This is a genomic window from Agrococcus sp. GW821-FHT14H11 (assembly GCF_058803545.1).
In genome coordinates, this window is sequence record NZ_JBXAPA010000002.1 from 173,288 (window position 1) to 187,966 (window position 14,679).

Here is a 14,679-nt window from a genome sequence, read left to right on the forward strand (position 1 = left end):
CGCTCATCCAGGAAGGTGCCCTGTGGCCCCCAGCTCCCACTCCGACCAGCCGCCGATCGCGCAACGCGACGTGCCCGCCTCGCCGGCGGACGCATCCGCCATCGCCGTCGCCGACGGCCCCAAGAGCAAGAAGCTCAAGTCGCGGCACGTGACGATGATCGCCCTCGGCGGCATCATCGGCGCGAGCCTTTTCGTCGGCTCGGCCAACGTGATCCTCTCGGCCGGGCCCGCCGCGATCCTGTCGTACCTCGGAGGCGGCCTCATCGTCTTCCTCGCCATGCGCATGCTCGGCGAGATGGCCGCGGTGCGCCCGGCCGTCGGCTCCTTCATGGAGTACGCCCGCGTCGGCCTCGGAGACTGGGCCGCCTACATCGTGGGCTGGCTGTACTGGTACTTCTGGGTGGGCGTCATCGCCTACGAGGCGGTCGTCGGCGGCGGCATGCTGAACGCCTGGTTCCCGGGGCTGCCCGCCTGGGCCGGCTCGCTGATCCTCCTCGCGATCTTCGTCACCACCAACCTCATCTCGCTGCGCGCGTTCGGAGAGACGGAGTTCTGGCTCGCCAGCATCAAGGTCGTCGCGATCGTCGCCTTCCTCGGCGCCGGTCTGCTGTTCGCGTTCGGCCTCTGGCCCGACTCGACCCTGTCGGTCGCCAACCTCTGGCAGCACGGCGGCTTCATGCCCAACGGCTTCGGCGTGGTCGTCTCATCGATCGCGCTCGTGCTCTTCGCCTACTTCGGCGCCGAGATCGCCGTCATGGCGGCGGCCGAGTCGGAGGATCCCGCCAAGGGCATCCGCCAGGCCGCCAACACCGTCATCTGGCGCGTGATGCTCTTCTACGTCGGCGCGGTGCTCGTGATCGTGATGGTGGTGCCCTGGAACGAGCTGCCCTCGCCCGACGAGATCCCGCCCTTCGCCTACGTCTTCAGCCTGCTCGGCATCCCCTTCGCCGAGGAGATCATGACGCTCGTCATCTTCACAGCGGTCATCTCGGTGCTGAACTCCGGCACGTACTCGGCCTCGCGGATGTTCGCGGCCCTGTCGGAGCAGAAGCTGGCGCCGGCGATCATGTCGAAACGCTCGAGGCGCGGCGTGCCGGTCGCGGCCGTGATCGCGTCGACCGCCGGCGGCCTCGTCGCGACGCTCGTCAACTTCATCGCGCCGAGCTCGGGCATCTACGAGTTCATCATGAACTCCACCGGCCTCGTGGCGCTCTTCGTCTTCGTCTTCATCGCCGTCACGCAGTGGCGCCTGCGCGCGCGCATGACGCCGGAGGAGCAGGCCCAGCTGAAGCTCAAGGTCTGGCTGTTCCCGGTGCTCAACATCGTGCTCATCGCGGCGGCCATCGGCATCGTCGTGATCATGCTCGGCTCCGAGGGCGGGCGCGCGCAGGTGCTCACGAGCCTCATCGCGGCCGGCGCGCTCGCGCTCTTCTGGCCGGTCGTGCGGAAGAAGCTGCTGCGGGCGCGGGCGGCCGGCGAGCTCGAGGAGGCGTCGGTGGCGGTGGGCTGAGGGGTCGCCCCGGTCGGGCGGCTAGGGCTCGACGCGGCGCAGCAGGTCGTCGGCGTCGGCCAGCTGCCGGGCGAGCTTGTCGCGCCGCGCGCGCATCTCGGTGCGGAAGAAGTCGGCGCGCTCGGCGGGCAGCGCCGACAGCGGATCGGTAGGGGAGGCGTCGATGGCGTCGGCGAGCTCGCCGATCTCGTCGAGCGTGAAGCCGAAGGGCTTCATGCGCATGATGAGCCGCACGCGCTGCTCGTCGGCGGCCGTATAGAGGCGGAAGCCCCCCTCGCTGCGGCCCGAGGCGCGCACGAGTCCGACCTCGTCCCAGTGGCGGAGCGAGCGCAGCGAGAGGCCGGTGCGCTCCGCGAGCTCACCGATGTGCATCGTCTCGTCGGTCATCGCACCATTCCCTCGGCAACTCTCCCCTCACGTTAGGGTAGAGTCATTCCGGTCGAGCTCTTCGACCACGCCATCCATTCTCGCCTGTCGGCTGGATCGGCCCCGCGCGACGACGCGCTCACGCACTCTGACCTCGCTGCGGCATGCCCGCGCATCCACTCGCTCTCGAAGGAGCCCCATGACCACCACCGCGACGCGCGACCGCGCCCGCTACCGCGACAACCCATCCGTCACGACCGTGCTGCGCAACCCGCGCATGCTCACCCGCGAGGCCCTCGCCGGCCTCGTCGTGGCGCTCGCGCTCATCCCCGAGGCCATCTCGTTCTCGATCATCGCCGGCGTCGACCCCGCCGTCGGCCTCTTCTCGTCGGCCGTGATGGCGATCTCGATCGCCTTCCTCGGCGGCCGACCCGCCATGATCACCGCCGCGACCGGCGCCATCGCGCTCGTCATCGCGCCGATCATGCGCGACCACGGCTTCGACTACTTCATCGCCACCGTGCTGCTCGCCGGCATCCTGCAGGTCGTGATGGGCCTCGTCGGCGTCGCCAAGCTCATGCGCTTCATCCCGCGCAGCGTCATGGTCGGCTTCGTCAACGCGCTCGCGATCCTCATCTTCATGGCGCAGATCCCGCAGCTCGTGGGCGTGCCGTGGCTCGTCTACCCGCTCGTCGCGGTCGGGCTGCTGATCCTCGTCGTGATGCCGCGGCTGACGAAGGTCGTGCCGGCGCCGCTGTTCGCGATCATCCTGCTCACCGGCGCCGTGCTGCTCTTCGGCTGGCAGGTGCCCGACGTCGGCAGCCAGGGCGAGCTGCCGCGCAGCCTGCCGTCGCTCTTCTTCCCCGACGTGCCGCTCACGCTCGAGACGCTCGGCATCATCGGCCCGACCGCCATCGCGATGGCGCTCGTCGGCCTCATGGAGTCGCTCATGACGGCGAAGCTCGTCGACGACGTCACCGACACGCACTCCGACAAGACGCGCGAGTCGTGGGGCCAGGGCGTCGCGAACGTGCTCTCGGGCCTCTTCGGCGGCATGGGCGGCTGCGCCATGATCGGCCAGACGATGATCAACGTGAAGGCCTCCGGCGCCCGCTCGCGCGTGTCGACCTTCCTCGCCGGCGTCTTCCTGCTCGTGCTGATCGTCGCGCTCGGCGACATCGTCGGGCTCGTGCCGATGGCGGCGCTCGTGGCCGTGATGATCATGGTCTCGGTCGGCACCTTCGACTGGCACTCCATCCAGCCGGCGACCCTGCGGCGCCTGCCGCTGTCGGAGACGCTCGTGATGGTGATCACCGTCGTGGTCGTCGTGCTGACCCACAACCTCGCGATCGGCGTCATCGTCGGCGTCATCGCCGCGATGGTGCTCTTCGCCCGCCGGGTCGCGCACTTCCAGTCGGTGACGCGCGACGTGCGCGAGTCCGACGGCGGTGCGGCCGCGCACTACACGGTCGAGGGCGAGCTGTTCTTCGCCTCCTCCAACGACCTCACGACGCAGTTCGAGTACACCGACGACCCCGACCACGTCGTCATCGACCTCTCGCGCTCGCACATCTGGGACGCATCCACCGTCGCCGCCCTCGACGCGATCGAGACGAAGTACGAGCGTCTCGGCAAGCGCGTCGAGCTGCACGGGCTCAACGCCTCGTCGGTGCAGATGCACGGGCGGATGACGCGGCAGCTGGGCGGGGAGGGCTGAGGCCCGACGCGGGGCGGGTCTCCCAGCGGATGCTCGGCGAGCGCGGGCTGCGCGGCTCCGGTTTTCGGGGCCTTGTGGGGGTCGGTGGCCGAGCGTAGCGTCCCGAGCACATCCACCCCGGCTCCACACCCCGGCTCCACAGAAGCGAGCACGATCATGCGCACGACTCGACCCACCCGCACCGCCGCCGTCGCCATCGCGGCAGTCGCCGCCTTCGCCTTCGTCGGCACCGCCGCCGCGAACGCCGCCCCCGCGATCCCGCTGAACGGCGGGCAGGAGGTTCCCGCGCCGAACGCCTTCGGCGCCCACGGCTGGTTCAGCTACGAGATCGACGGCGACCAGCTCTGCTACACGCTCGAGGTCGACGGGCTGTCGGCTCCTGCGGCCGCGGCGCACATCCACGTCGCACCGCGGAACGCCGCCGGGCCAGTGGTCGTGCCGCTCTCCGTCGAGCCCGCGACGAGCTTCGCGGTGGAGGCGTGCACGACTGCCGACCCGATGCTGCTCGCGGCCATCGACGCGAACCCGCGCGGCTACTACGTCAACGTGCACACCCCGACGAACCCTCCGGGCGAGATCCGCGGGCAGCTGAAGTAGCGCCGCCGCCCGGGCGTCACTCGGGCGAGAAGAGCTCCTCGATGCGGCACTCGAAGACGGCCGCGAGCCGGAACGCGACGGGCAGCGACGGGTCGAAGCGGCCCTTCTCGATCGAGATGACCGTCTGGCGCGAGACGCCCAGCTCGTCGGCGAGCCGCTGCTGCGACCAGCCGCGCTCCTGCCGCCGCTCGGGCAGCGAGTTGCGCATCAGGCGTCCGCCCGCTTCGCGAGCAGGTAGCGCACGGCCACGTCGACGCCGATGAGGGTGGCGAGGCCGAGCAGCAGGAGCCCGGTGTCGACCTGCAGTCCGGTGATCGAGAACGCGGCGGCCGCGAGCCCGACCGTCATGAAGGTGTCGCCGAAGGCGCCGCGGGCGGCCCGGTCGAACCACGCCGACTCGACCGAGTCCTCGGGGTGCTCCGTCGCATCCGTCAGGCTCGAGCGATCGACCGACGCCGCCCAGACGAGCGCGGCCGCGACCGGGAGCGTGACGACGGCCATCACGGTGAATCGCAGCCATGCATCGCCCTGGTCGCCCTGGCCGCCGAGCGCGGCGTAGAGCCCGCCGAGGGCGCTCGAGATCGCGGCGCCGCCGAGCAGGCTCGCGGAGAGGAGCGCCGGCGTGCCTCCGCCGAAGCGGGCGCGGCCGAAGCGGCTGGTGGTGCGGGTGGCGGGGGCGTCGGTCATGGCGTCTCTCTCGTCGGGGTGTCAAGGAGACCGTACAGTCAAGTCTCTTTGACTGTCAAGCGGGCTTGACGTGTTGCTGCCTGCCGGCCTGGCTACGCTGAGCCCCACACGGGAACGGGGGATGCGGTGGCTGAGGAGTCGGTCGAAGACCTGCGGGCAGAGCTCGCGGCGCTCGAGGATCCGCGCATGCGCGAGGTCAACGAGCGGCACGGCGACGACCACGGTGTCAACCTGTCGAAGCTGCGCGCGATCGCCAAGCGGCTGGGGGCGCAGCACGAGCTCGCGGTCGAGCTCTGGGCGACGGGCGACACCCCTGCGCGGCTGCTCGCGCTGCTCGTCTGCCGGCCGAAGGCGTTCACCGCCGACGAGCTCGACGCGATGCTGCGCGAGGCGCGCGCGCCCAAGGTGCACGACTGGCTCGTCAACTACGTCGTGAAGAAGTCGCCGCACGCCGAGGCGCTGCGGCAGCGGTGGTTCGACGACGCGGATGCGGTGGTCGCGAGCGCCGGATGGGCCCTGACCTCCGAGCGGGTGCGCAAGGCCCCCGACGGGCTCGACCTGCCCGGGCTGCTCGACACGATCGAGGCCGAGATGCGGGATGCGCCGGCGCGGCTGCAGTGGGCGATGAACGAGTGCCTCGCGCACATCGGCATCGCGCACCCGGCGCTACGCGCCCGCGCGATCGCGATCGGCGAGCGGCTCGAGGTGCTGAAGGACTACCCGACGCCGCCGAACTGCACGTCGCCCTTCGCCCCCATCTGGATCGCCGAGATCGTGAGGCGGCAGGAGGGGTAGGCCTCTCTCGCTGGTCGAGCCGGACGACCACCCCTCCGCTGGTCGAGCCGGACGACCGCCGGAGGCGGCCGTCCGAGTCGAGACCACTCCGCTGCACCGTGGCAGTGGTCTCGACTCGCGCGCTCCGCGCGCGGCTCGACCAGCGGTGCGGCGGGGCAGTGGTCTCGACTCGCGCGCTGCGCGCGCGGCTCGACCAGCGGGTGCGGCAGCGGCCTCGACTCGCGCGCTCCGCGCGCGGCTCGACCAGCGGAGGGGCCGCAGCGGTCAGCCCCCGAAGAACGCCCCCGCCGCCCGCGTCAGGTCATGCAGGTCGCTCACGCCCGCGAGCTCGCGGGCCGAGTGCATCGACAGGATCGGGATGCCCACGTCGACCGTGCGGATCCCGAGCCGCGTCGCCGTGATCGGGCCGATCGTCGAGCCGCACGGCACCTGGTTGTTCGAGACGAACTCCTGGCTCGTCACGCCCGCCGCGTCGCACCAGCCGTGCCAGGCGGCGGCGCCCGCGCCGTCGGTCGCGTAGCGCTGGTTGGCGTTGATCTTCAGGATCGGTCCCGAGCCGAGCACCGGGCGCACCGCCGGGTCGTGCTTCTCGGCGTAGTTCGGATGCACCGAGTGCCCGACGTCGCTCGAGACGCACCACGACGACGCGACCGCGCGCATCCGCTCTGCCCGGTCGGCGCCGAGCGCGAGGCCGATGCGCTCGAGCACGTCCTCGAGGAACGGGCCGGCCGCGCCCGAGCGGGTCGCCGAGCCGATCTCCTCGTGGTCGAAGACCGCGAGCATCGGGATGTGGTCGCCGTCGAAGCCGTCGGCCGCGGCTGCGAGCGCCACGACGCCCGCGTGCACGCTCGCGAGGTCGTCGAGCCGGCCGGCCGCGAGGAACGCGTCGTCGTGCCCGAAGACCGCTCCGCGCGCCGCGTCGGCGACGACGACGTCGAAGCCGCGGATGCGCGCCGCATCGACCTTCGCACCGTCGACGGATGCGGCGAGCTCGGCCAGCAGGTCGGCCGAGTCGGGCGCGCCGAGGCCCCAGACGGGCTGCGTGTGCGCCTGCTTGTCGAGCGCGAAGCCCTCGTTGGCGGTGCGGTCGAGGTGGATCGCCAGCTGCGGCAGGCGCAGCAGCGGCCCGGTCGCCGCGAGCACCTCGGAGCCGTCGTCGAGCACGAGCCTGCCGGCGAGGCGCAGCTCGCGGTCGAGCCACGAGTTGAGCAGCGGGCCGCCGTAGATCTCGACGCCCGCCTGCAGCCAGCCGAGCCGGCCGGTCGTGGGCTTGGGCTTGAGCTTGAAGCCGGGGGAGTCGCTGTGGGCGCCGAAGACGCGCACGGGGGTGGTGGCGGTCGCGCCCTGCGGCACGACCCACGCGATCACGGCGCCGTCGCGCACCACCAGGTACTTGCCCGGCTGCTCGGGCCACGCATCCGTCTCCTGCAGCGCGGCGAAGCCGGCGCCCTCGAGACGGCGGGCGACCTCGGCCGCGGCGTGGAAGCTCGAGGGGGATGCGGCGACGAAGTCGGCGAGGTCCTCGGCGTGGGTGCGGGCGGTCTCGGGCGTGGGCGCTGCGGGCACGGCGGTGTCCTCCAGGGTGACGGGGCTTCCGAGCCTAGCCGCCCGTTCGCCGACCGGCTCAGTGCGCCGCCGACCGGATAATCCGGCTGGGCTCGCATCTGGCCGGTTGGCGAACGGTGCTCGCGTTGGCGCGTGACGGGCGGGCGGCTCGGTGCCGCTGCCGCCCGCCGTTGTTCAGCCGGCTCCCTTGGTGTCCGACCGGATTATCCGGCCGGGCGCGCACCTGGCCGGTTGACGAACGCAGGGAGGGCCGGGCGGATGCGGTGCCCGGCTCGGGCGGGTCAGCGCGCGCGTGCGCGTGCGCGCCGCACGGCCGCCGCGATGAGCCGCCAGCCGACGAGCAGCACCAGCAGCGTGAGCGTCGCCACGATCACGAACGGCAGCGCGGTGCCCTGGCCGAGCAGCACGCGCAGCAGCATGCCGCCGCCGACGGTGACGAGCCAGACGGGCACCCCGGTGCGCAGCGCGGCGAGTGACGCCCGCCACGCGACGCTCACGACCCAGCCGACGGCGAGCGCGACGAGGAACGGCCACGCCGTCATCGCGATGCCCCAGGCGCTGACCGCGTCGGGGCTGTGCGTCGCGAACCCGACCCATGCGAAGAGCGTGACGAGCGCGGCGTCGGTGAGCAGCGCGATCACCGCCGGGCGCACGGTCACCCCGGTCTCGGTCTTGTCGATCGCCACGACCCCACGCTATCCGCGTGCTCCCCTGCCCCACGGCAGACAGATGTGCGGGCAAGGGCTCGCAACCTGGGCGGATGACAGCCGATGCTCACACATCTGCCGACGAGCCGGCGCTGAGCCTCAGCGCAGCGCGCGCTTGATCGACTCGCGCTCCGCCTCGAGCTTGCGCACGCGGCGGCCCAGCTTGAGCAGCCGGATCGAGCCCAGCAGCGCCGCCACGAGCACGCCCGCGATCGCCGCGAAGAGCATCGCCACGCCCAGCGGCAGGCTGAACTCGAAGCCGAGGTAGGCGAAGTCGGCCGGCACGTTGTTCTGCAGGATGAAGATGAGCAGCATCACGAGGATGAGCGCGCCGAGGATGAGCGCGATCCACGTGCCGCCGCTGACGCCCTGCTTCTGGTGCCCGTCGAGCGAGGAGTCGAGCACGACGCGCGGGCGGTCGTCGTGCACCGGGGTCGTGCTCGCCGTGGTGTCGGCGGTCGTGCCCGTCGTGGCACCGGAGGCGGGCATCGCGGCCGTCGTGCGGGTCGGCTCGGCGGGCGAGCGGGTGCCGTCGGTGCGGCGGATGTCTCGGTCGTCGGCGTCGGAAGTGGCGTCCATGCGGCTGCTCTCCTCAAGTCGCGGCGGTGCTGCGGGTCTCTCTGCTCGGAGCGTACGCCTGCACGCTGGACGCCAGCGGGCAGCGCACAGCGACGGCTATCGCGGGCGCGGTGCGGGCGGCGGCGGCACCGGCTTCGCCAGCAGCACGTCGGCCAGGGCGATCTCGACGTCGCCGCGACGTGTGGCGACCGTGCACCTCACCGCGTCGAGCGCGACCAGGTCGCCGAGCGCATCCGTCGCCCGGTGCGTGTCGCCGTGGAGGCGGTAGCGCACGACGACGCGGGTGCCGAGGGGGAGGGCGGCGAGGGAGTCGGCGGCGCTGGTCACGGGGTGGTCTCGAGACGCGGCCTGCGGCCGCTCCTCGACCAGCGGGCGGGGAGTCGCCAGCGGGAGGGAAGGGGAGCGGTCACCACGACCCCGGCGCGTAGTCCTTCAGGAAGACGCCGAAGAGGTCTTCGCCCGCCTCGCCGCGCACGATCGGGTCGTAGACGCGGGCGGCGCCGTCGACGAGGTCGAGGGGCGCGTGGAAGCCCTCCTCCGCGAGCCGCACCTTCGTGAAGTGCGGCCGCTCGTCGGTGATCCAGCCGGTGTCGACGGCGGTCATGAGGATGCCGTCGCGCTCGAACATCTCGCGGGCGCTCGTGCGCGTGAGCATGTTGAGCGCGGCCTTCGCCATGTTCGTGTGCGGGTGGCCCGGGCCCTTGTAGCCGCGGCCGAAGACGCCCTCCATCGCCGAGACGTTCACGATGTACGTGCGGCGGGCGGTCGAGGCGGCGAGCGCCGGCCGCAGCTTCGACACCAGCAGGAACGGCGCCGTCATGTTGGCCAGCTGCACCTCGAGCATCTCGAGCGGCTCGACCTGGTCGACGTGCTGCGTCCAGCTGTTGCTGTGCTCCTCGTCGGGCACGAGCCCGCCCGCGTCGATCGCGGTGCCGGCGGCCAGCCGCTCGAGCGACGACGAGCCCGCGGCCATCGCCTGCTGCGTGAGCTCGTCGGCCGTGCGGGCGGCGCTCGCGAGGATCGGGTGCGCCGCGACCGAGGCGGCGAGGGCGAGCGGATGCGCGTCGTTCGTGTGCCCGAAGGTCACGAGCTCGGGCAGCGGGCCGTCGGGCAGCGGCGCGAGCTCGGCCTCGACGAGCGGCGCGTAGGCGCCGGGCGAGCGCCGCACCGTCTGCGCCGCGTTGTTGATGAGGATGTCGAGCGGCCCGGCCGCGGCGACCTCCTCGGCGAGCCCGACCACCTGCGCCGGGTCGCGCAGGTCGATGCCGACCACCTTGAGCCGGTCGAGCCACTCGCCCGAGTCGGGCAGCGACGAGAACCGCCGCACCGCATCCCTCGGGAACCGCGTGGTGATGGTCGTGTGGGCGCCGTCGCGCAGCAGCCGCAGCGCGATGTGCATGCCGATCTTCGCCCGGCCGCCCGTGAGCAGCGCGCGCTTGCCGGTGAGGTCGGTGCGCGCGTCGCGCTTGGCGTGGCTCATCGCCGCGCACGTCGGGCAGAGCTGGTGGTAGAACGCGTCGACGAGCGTGTACTGCTGCTTGCAGATGTAGCAGCCGCGCGAGCGGATGAGCGTGCCGGCGGTGGGCGCGGCGGCCCGGGTGGCGAGGGGGATGCCCCGGGTCTCGTCGTCGATGCGATCCGGCGCGCCCGTGGCGGTCGCCGCGACGACGGCGCGGTCGGCGGCCTGGATGCGCGCGTGCTTCGCCTTGCGGCTCGCGAGCTTGACCTCCTTGAACATGTTGGCCGTCGCCTGCCGCACGGCGACGTAGGCGGGGTCGTCGCGGTCCATGCGGTGGAGCGTCTCGAGCACGCGGAGCGTCGTGGCGACGTCGTCGGGCGAGAGCGTCGCGGGCGCGTCTGCGGCGGCGTCTTCGGGCGCGCCGGAGGGGGCCGACTGGTGGGGGAGCACAGGCGATTCTACCGCCGACGGATTCTGCGGCGCAGGCCGTCGGCCGGGGTGCTCGGGCGCGGCTCAGCCCGCGCCACCCCCCGACCCCGCGAACGGATGCAACCAGGCGGTGACCGCGAGCAGCGCGACCGCGAAGCCGATGAGCTGCACGGTCGTCCGGGTGGTGCGTCGCGACATGGCGGTGCGCTCGCGCACGAGCAGCACCACCGCACTGACCGCTGCGATCGCGGCCCAGGCCGCGCACGCCCAGCCGGCGACCCACAGCAGCTCGGCGGCGCCCTCCGGTGCTCGCATCGCGAGCGACGCGAGCGGCAGCAGCAGCGCGGCCAGCGCCGCGCCGACGGACGCCATCCCGGCGGGCACGCGGGCCGGTGCGGCCGGTGCCGCGTGCTGAGGCGCTGCGAGGTGCATGCTCGCACGGTAGTCCCGTCGCCGACACCGTGGGCTCAGGGCTCCGCCAGCATCCGCTCCGACGACTGTGCGTTCGATTTTTCCGTTTCTCGAGTATGGTGAGCGGTATGAGCACCGCAACGGCCGCAGGTAACGGCTCCAAGAACGCCCGCACATACCTGCCCGACCAAGGCAATCGCGAACAACTGCTCAACTTCGCAGAGTTCATGCGTGAGTTGGAAGCGCATCTCGCGCAGAACTCCAGCCAGGCGGCCCTCGTGGATCCCACGGGCGAAGCTCGTCCGATCCCAGAGGAGATCTTTCGAATCCTGGATCAGGTGACGAACGCGTTGGCCGCGGGCAAGGGCATCACTGTCGTGCCACAAGGCATGACGATGACGACGCAGCAGGCAGCGGACTTCCTTGGCGTCAGCCGACCGACGCTGGTTCGTCTTCTCGAGTCCGGGGCGATCCCGTTCGAGCAGCCCGGGCGGCACCGGCGCGTGCGACTGCATGACCTCCTCGACTACCAGCAGTCGTTCAGTGCCCAGCGACGCGAGGCGCTCAGGGATCTCGCACGAGCCAATCTGGACGCCACGGAGAAGACAGGATCGCCGAGTCAGATTCAGCGGCTTTCGGAGATGCCGGGCGAGTGAGGTTTCCCGCACTCTTCGACACCAACGTGCTCTACGGGGCGCTGCTGAACGATTGCATCCTGACGCTCGCCGAGCACGGCCTCTTCCGGCCACTCTGGTCGCAGGACATCCTGACCGAGCTTCGGCGCAACCTGGTCGCGAACGGCGAACGCGCAGCGCTCGTGGAGAAGCGCATCTGCACGATGGTCGCCTTCTTCCCCGACGCCATGGTCAGCGGGCATGAGTCACTGATCGACCAGATGACGAACGATCCGAAAGACCGGCACGTCCTCGCCGCAGCCGTCCGAGGCGGTGCCGAGGTGCTCGTCACCTTCAATGGCAAGGACTTCCCCGCCGACTCGACCGAAGCGTACGACGTAGAGGTGGTGCATCCGGACGACTTCCTGCTCGACCAGCTCGATCTCTACCCCGGGGCGACCATCCGCGCCCTCGAGGAGGTCGTTGCGAACTACGACTCGCCCGCGATGACGATGGACGACTATCTCCTGGCCTTGGCGCGCGCTGGAACTCCCCGATTCGCTGACGCAGTGCGCGACCGCTTGGACTGACCGCCGCTTCGAAGTGCACCGGCGCATCTCGACCGTCACCGAGCATGAAGGACCTGCCAATGATGCCCCTCCTCGACCACGCCCCAGCGACCTGGGATCCCGACGCCGCGTTCGAGGCGTTCGCCGCCTGGTCGGCCGAGCGCGGCCTGCCGCTCTACCCGGCGCAGGAGGAGGCGCTGATGGAGGTCGTCAGCGGCGCGAACGTCATCCTCTCGACGCCCACCGGCACCGGCAAGTCGCTCGTCGCGACCGGCGCGCACTTCGCGGCGCTCGCGCAGGGGAAGCGCACCTTCTACACCGCGCCCATCAAGGCGCTCGTGAGCGAGAAGTTCTTCGCCCTCGTCGAGGTCTTCGGCGCCGAGAACGTCGGGATGGTGACGGGCGATTCATCCGTCAACGCCGACGCCCCGATCATCTGCTGCACCGCCGAGATCCTCGCCAACCTGGCGCTCCGCAACGGCGAGCGCACCGAGGTCGACCAGGTCGTGATGGACGAGTTCCACTTCTACGGCGACTCGCAGCGCGGCTGGGCGTGGCAGGTGCCGCTGCTCACGCTGCCGCACGTGCAGTTCATCCTCATGTCGGCCACGCTCGGCGACGTCACGCGCATCGCCCGCGACCTCACCGAGCGCACCGGCCGCGAGACCGCACTCGTCACCGGCGTCGAGCGCCCCGTGCCGCTCAGCTTCGAGTACGCGATGACGCCCGTGCACGAGACGATCGAGGAGCTGCTCGCCACCCAGCGCGCGCCCGTCTACATCGTGCACTTCGCGCAGGCCGCCGCCCTCGAGCGGGCGCAGGCGCTGACCTCGGTGAAGATCATCGACCGCGAGCAGCGCGACCGCATCGCCGAGGCGATCGGCGAGTTCCGCTTCACCACGCGCTTCGGGCAGACGCTCTCGCGGCTCGTGCGCAGCGGCATCGGCGTGCACCACGCGGGCATGCTGCCGAAGTACCGCCGCCTCGTCGAGCAGCTCGCGCAGCAGGGCCTGCTGCGGGTCATCTGCGGCACCGACACCCTGGGCGTCGGCATCAACGTGCCCATCCGCACCGTGCTCCTGACGGGGCTCACGAAGTTCGACGGGCAGCGGATGCGGCAGCTCACGGCGCGCGAGTTCCACCAGATCGCGGGCCGTGCCGGCCGGGCCGGCTACGACACCGCCGGCACGGTCGTGGCGCAGGCGCCCGAGCACGAGGCCGAGAACGCGAAGCAGCTCGCCAAGCTGGGCGACGACCCGAAGAAGCGGCGCAAGCTCGTGCGCAAGAAGGCGCCCGAGGGCTTCGTCTCCTGGGGGCAGCCGTCGTTCGAGAAGCTCATCGACGCCGACCCCGAGCCGCTCGTGTCGCACATGCAGATCAGCCACTCGATGCTGCTCAACATCATCGGCCGCGGCGGCGACGCCTTCACCGAGGTGCGCGAGCTCATCGAGGCCACCCACGAGCCGCGCGCCTCACAGCTCGCGCTGCAGCGCCGCGCGCTCGCGATCTACCGCACCCTCCGCACCGCCGGCGTCGTGGAGCAGCATCCCGATCCCGACGACCCCGACGCGCCCCCGCGCATCCGCCTCACCGTCGACCTGCAGCCCAACTTCGCGCTCAACCAGCCGCTCTCGCCGTTCGCGCTCGCGGTCATCGACATGCTCGACCCCGCCGACCCGACGCATCCGCTCGACGTCATCTCGGTCATCGAGTCGACGCTCGACGACCCGCGGCCGATCCTGTCGCAGCAGCAGTTCCTCGCCCGCGGCGAGGCCGTCGCGGCGATGAAGGCCGAGGGGATCGAGTACGAGCAGCGCATGGAGCTGCTCGAGGCGGTCACGCACCCGAAGCCGCTCGAGGAGCTGCTCACCGAGGCGCTCGCGGTCTTCGCGTCGTCGCAGCCGTGGGTGTCGGACTTCGCGCTCTCGCCGAAGTCGGTGGTGCGCGACATGTGGGAGCGGGCGATGACCTTCGCCGACTACGTGCAGCACTACGGGCTCGCGCGCAGCGAGGGGCTCGTGCTGCGCTACCTGTCGGACGCCTACCGGGCGATCCGCCAGACGGTGCCCGACGAGGCGAAGACCGACGAGCTGCTCGACCTCATCGAGTGGCTCGGCGAGGTCGTGCGGCAGGTCGACTCGAGCCTGCTCGACGAGTGGGAGCAGCTCATGCACCCGACCGAGCCGGGCGAGGCGCCCATCGCGCCGCCTCCGCCGCCGTCGGTCGTGGCGAACCCGCGCGCGTTCCGGGTGCTCGTGCGCAACGAGCTGTTCCGGCGCGTGCAGCTCGCGGCGCTCGACAAGGTCGACGAGCTCGGCGAGCTCGACGCGGCCTCCGGCTTCGACGCCGACGCGTGGGCCGATGCGCTCGACGCCTACTTCGACGAGCACGGCGCGATCGGCACCGGCGCCGACGCGCGCAGCTCGCGTATGCTCGTCATCGACGAGGCGCCGCACGAGTGGCAGGCGCAGCAGATCCTCGCCGACCCGGCGGGCGACCACGACTGGCGCATCTGGGCGACCATCGACCTGCAGGCGTCGGCGGATGCGGGGGCCGCGGTCGTGCGCGTGACGCGCGTCGGGCGGCTGTAGGCGCCGCGCGCCTCCCTGCCTCCTTGCGCGCCGACCCGCATCCGCGCCCGCCAGCCCGCCTCGCTCGGCTCGCTCGGCTGCG

Annotated in this window: 16 protein-coding genes; 7 read left to right on the forward strand and 9 right to left on the reverse strand. The window is 71.8% G+C overall.

Translation table 11 applies throughout. The annotated features are described in order from the left end of the window. Positions 1–22: 22 nt before the first annotated feature. Positions 23–1,510: an amino acid permease gene (locus AC1RNL_RS02960; RefSeq protein ID WP_492934375.1), complete on the forward strand. Its 1,488-nt coding sequence runs from the start codon at positions 23–25 to the stop codon at positions 1,508–1,510. A 21-nt stretch (positions 1,511–1,531) separates the two neighbouring features. Here AC1RNL_RS02960 and AC1RNL_RS02965 read toward each other — a convergent pair whose 3' ends face one another. After that, a complete protein-coding gene (locus AC1RNL_RS02965; protein WP_492934376.1) occupies positions 1,532–1,897 on the reverse strand; it encodes a helix-turn-helix domain-containing protein in 366 nt (121 codons plus the stop codon). A 178-nt stretch (positions 1,898–2,075) separates the two neighbouring features. On the opposite strand from AC1RNL_RS02965, the gene AC1RNL_RS02970 reads away from it, so the two are divergent. Together AC1RNL_RS02970 and AC1RNL_RS02975 are read left to right on the forward strand one after the other, a co-directional pair. Then, a complete protein-coding gene (locus AC1RNL_RS02970) occupies positions 2,076–3,593 on the forward strand; it encodes a SulP family inorganic anion transporter (protein ID WP_492934377.1) in 1,518 nt (505 codons plus the stop codon). Between the two features lie 156 nt (positions 3,594–3,749). Further along, positions 3,750–4,190 carry a CHRD domain-containing protein gene (locus AC1RNL_RS02975; RefSeq protein WP_492934378.1) on the forward strand — a complete coding sequence of 147 codons (441 nt, stop codon included), beginning with the start codon at positions 3,750–3,752 and terminating at the stop codon, positions 4,188–4,190. Positions 4,191–4,206: 16 nt separating this feature from the next. Here AC1RNL_RS02975 and AC1RNL_RS02980 read toward each other — a convergent pair whose 3' ends face one another. Next, the gene (locus AC1RNL_RS02980; RefSeq protein ID WP_128190508.1) at positions 4,207–4,398 is read right to left on the reverse strand and encodes a helix-turn-helix transcriptional regulator; all 192 of its coding nucleotides are present in this window, start codon (positions 4,396–4,398) and stop codon (positions 4,207–4,209) included. Next, on the reverse strand, positions 4,398–4,877 hold the full coding sequence (locus AC1RNL_RS02985) for a hypothetical protein (protein WP_492934379.1): 480 nt from the start codon (positions 4,875–4,877) through the stop codon (positions 4,398–4,400). The genes AC1RNL_RS02980 and AC1RNL_RS02985 overlap by 1 nt, the downstream gene beginning before the upstream one ends. A gap of 126 nt (positions 4,878–5,003) precedes the next feature. On the opposite strand from AC1RNL_RS02985, the gene AC1RNL_RS02990 reads away from it, so the two are divergent. Next, entirely contained in the window at positions 5,004–5,672 is a 669-nt protein-coding gene (locus AC1RNL_RS02990; RefSeq protein ID WP_492934380.1) for a DNA alkylation repair protein, read from the forward strand. Positions 5,673–5,936: 264 nt separating this feature from the next. On the opposite strand, the gene AC1RNL_RS02995 is transcribed toward AC1RNL_RS02990, so the two are convergent. The 6 genes from AC1RNL_RS02995 to AC1RNL_RS03020 all read right to left on the reverse strand — a co-directional run bounded on the left by AC1RNL_RS02995 (position 5,937) and on the right by AC1RNL_RS03020 (position 10,844). Then, positions 5,937–7,238 (reverse strand): M18 family aminopeptidase, encoded by a 1,302-nt coding sequence (locus AC1RNL_RS02995; RefSeq protein WP_492934381.1) that lies wholly within the window; start codon positions 7,236–7,238, stop codon positions 5,937–5,939. A 281-nt stretch (positions 7,239–7,519) separates the two neighbouring features. Next, a complete protein-coding gene (locus tag AC1RNL_RS03000) occupies positions 7,520–7,924 on the reverse strand; it encodes a DUF3054 domain-containing protein (protein ID WP_492934382.1) in 405 nt (134 codons plus the stop codon). Positions 7,925–8,044: 120 nt separating this feature from the next. Continuing rightward, positions 8,045–8,524, reverse strand: coding sequence for a LapA family protein (locus AC1RNL_RS03005; protein ID WP_492934383.1), 480 nt, complete (start codon positions 8,522–8,524; stop codon positions 8,045–8,047). Positions 8,525–8,620: 96 nt separating this feature from the next. Then, positions 8,621–8,851 (reverse strand): putative acetyltransferase, encoded by a 231-nt coding sequence (locus tag AC1RNL_RS03010; RefSeq protein WP_492934384.1) that lies wholly within the window; start codon positions 8,849–8,851, stop codon positions 8,621–8,623. Between the two features lie 79 nt (positions 8,852–8,930). After that, positions 8,931–10,433, reverse strand: coding sequence for an SDR family NAD(P)-dependent oxidoreductase (locus AC1RNL_RS03015; RefSeq protein WP_492934385.1), 1,503 nt, complete (start codon positions 10,431–10,433; stop codon positions 8,931–8,933). A gap of 63 nt (positions 10,434–10,496) precedes the next feature. Beyond that, positions 10,497–10,844, reverse strand: coding sequence for a hypothetical protein (locus AC1RNL_RS03020; RefSeq protein WP_146354950.1), 348 nt, complete (start codon positions 10,842–10,844; stop codon positions 10,497–10,499). 107 nt (positions 10,845–10,951) lie between these two features. On the opposite strand from AC1RNL_RS03020, the gene AC1RNL_RS03025 reads away from it, so the two are divergent. The 3 genes from AC1RNL_RS03025 to AC1RNL_RS03035 are packed head-to-tail and all read left to right on the forward strand — an operon-like array spanning position 10,952 to position 14,597. Then, positions 10,952–11,479 (forward strand): helix-turn-helix domain-containing protein, encoded by a 528-nt coding sequence (locus AC1RNL_RS03025; RefSeq protein ID WP_205649637.1) that lies wholly within the window; start codon positions 10,952–10,954, stop codon positions 11,477–11,479. Further along, positions 11,476–12,027 (forward strand): PIN domain-containing protein, encoded by a 552-nt coding sequence (locus AC1RNL_RS03030; RefSeq protein WP_400532116.1) that lies wholly within the window; start codon positions 11,476–11,478, stop codon positions 12,025–12,027. The genes AC1RNL_RS03025 and AC1RNL_RS03030 overlap by 4 nt, the downstream gene beginning before the upstream one ends. Positions 12,028–12,086: 59 nt before the next feature. Next, complete coding sequence (locus tag AC1RNL_RS03035) at positions 12,087–14,597, forward strand: DEAD/DEAH box helicase (protein ID WP_492934386.1); 2,511 nt, start codon at positions 12,087–12,089, stop codon at positions 14,595–14,597. The last annotated feature ends 82 nt before the right edge of the window (positions 14,598–14,679 follow it).

What these genes read in the sequence shown, in the direction of transcription:
- AC1RNL_RS03025 (WP_205649637.1), top strand. Translation starts at nt 10,952, where the DNA reads ATGAGCACCGCAACGGCCGCAGGTAACGGCTCCAAGAACGCCCGCACA.
- AC1RNL_RS03020 (WP_146354950.1), bottom strand. Translation starts at nt 10,844, where the DNA reads ATGCACCTCGCAGCGCCTCAGCACGCGGCACCGGCCGCACCGGCCCGC.
- AC1RNL_RS03005 (WP_492934383.1), bottom strand. Translation starts at nt 8,524, where the DNA reads ATGGACGCCACTTCCGACGCCGACGACCGAGACATCCGCCGCACCGAC.
- AC1RNL_RS02970 (WP_492934377.1), top strand. Translation starts at nt 2,076, where the DNA reads ATGACCACCACCGCGACGCGCGACCGCGCCCGCTACCGCGACAACCCA.
- AC1RNL_RS02980 (WP_128190508.1), bottom strand. Translation starts at nt 4,398, where the DNA reads ATGCGCAACTCGCTGCCCGAGCGGCGGCAGGAGCGCGGCTGGTCGCAG.
- AC1RNL_RS02975 (WP_492934378.1), top strand. Translation starts at nt 3,750, where the DNA reads ATGCGCACGACTCGACCCACCCGCACCGCCGCCGTCGCCATCGCGGCA.
- AC1RNL_RS02985 (WP_492934379.1), bottom strand. Translation starts at nt 4,877, where the DNA reads ATGACCGACGCCCCCGCCACCCGCACCACCAGCCGCTTCGGCCGCGCC.
- AC1RNL_RS02965 (WP_492934376.1), bottom strand. Translation starts at nt 1,897, where the DNA reads ATGACCGACGAGACGATGCACATCGGTGAGCTCGCGGAGCGCACCGGC.
- AC1RNL_RS03035 (WP_492934386.1), top strand. Translation starts at nt 12,087, where the DNA reads ATGATGCCCCTCCTCGACCACGCCCCAGCGACCTGGGATCCCGACGCC.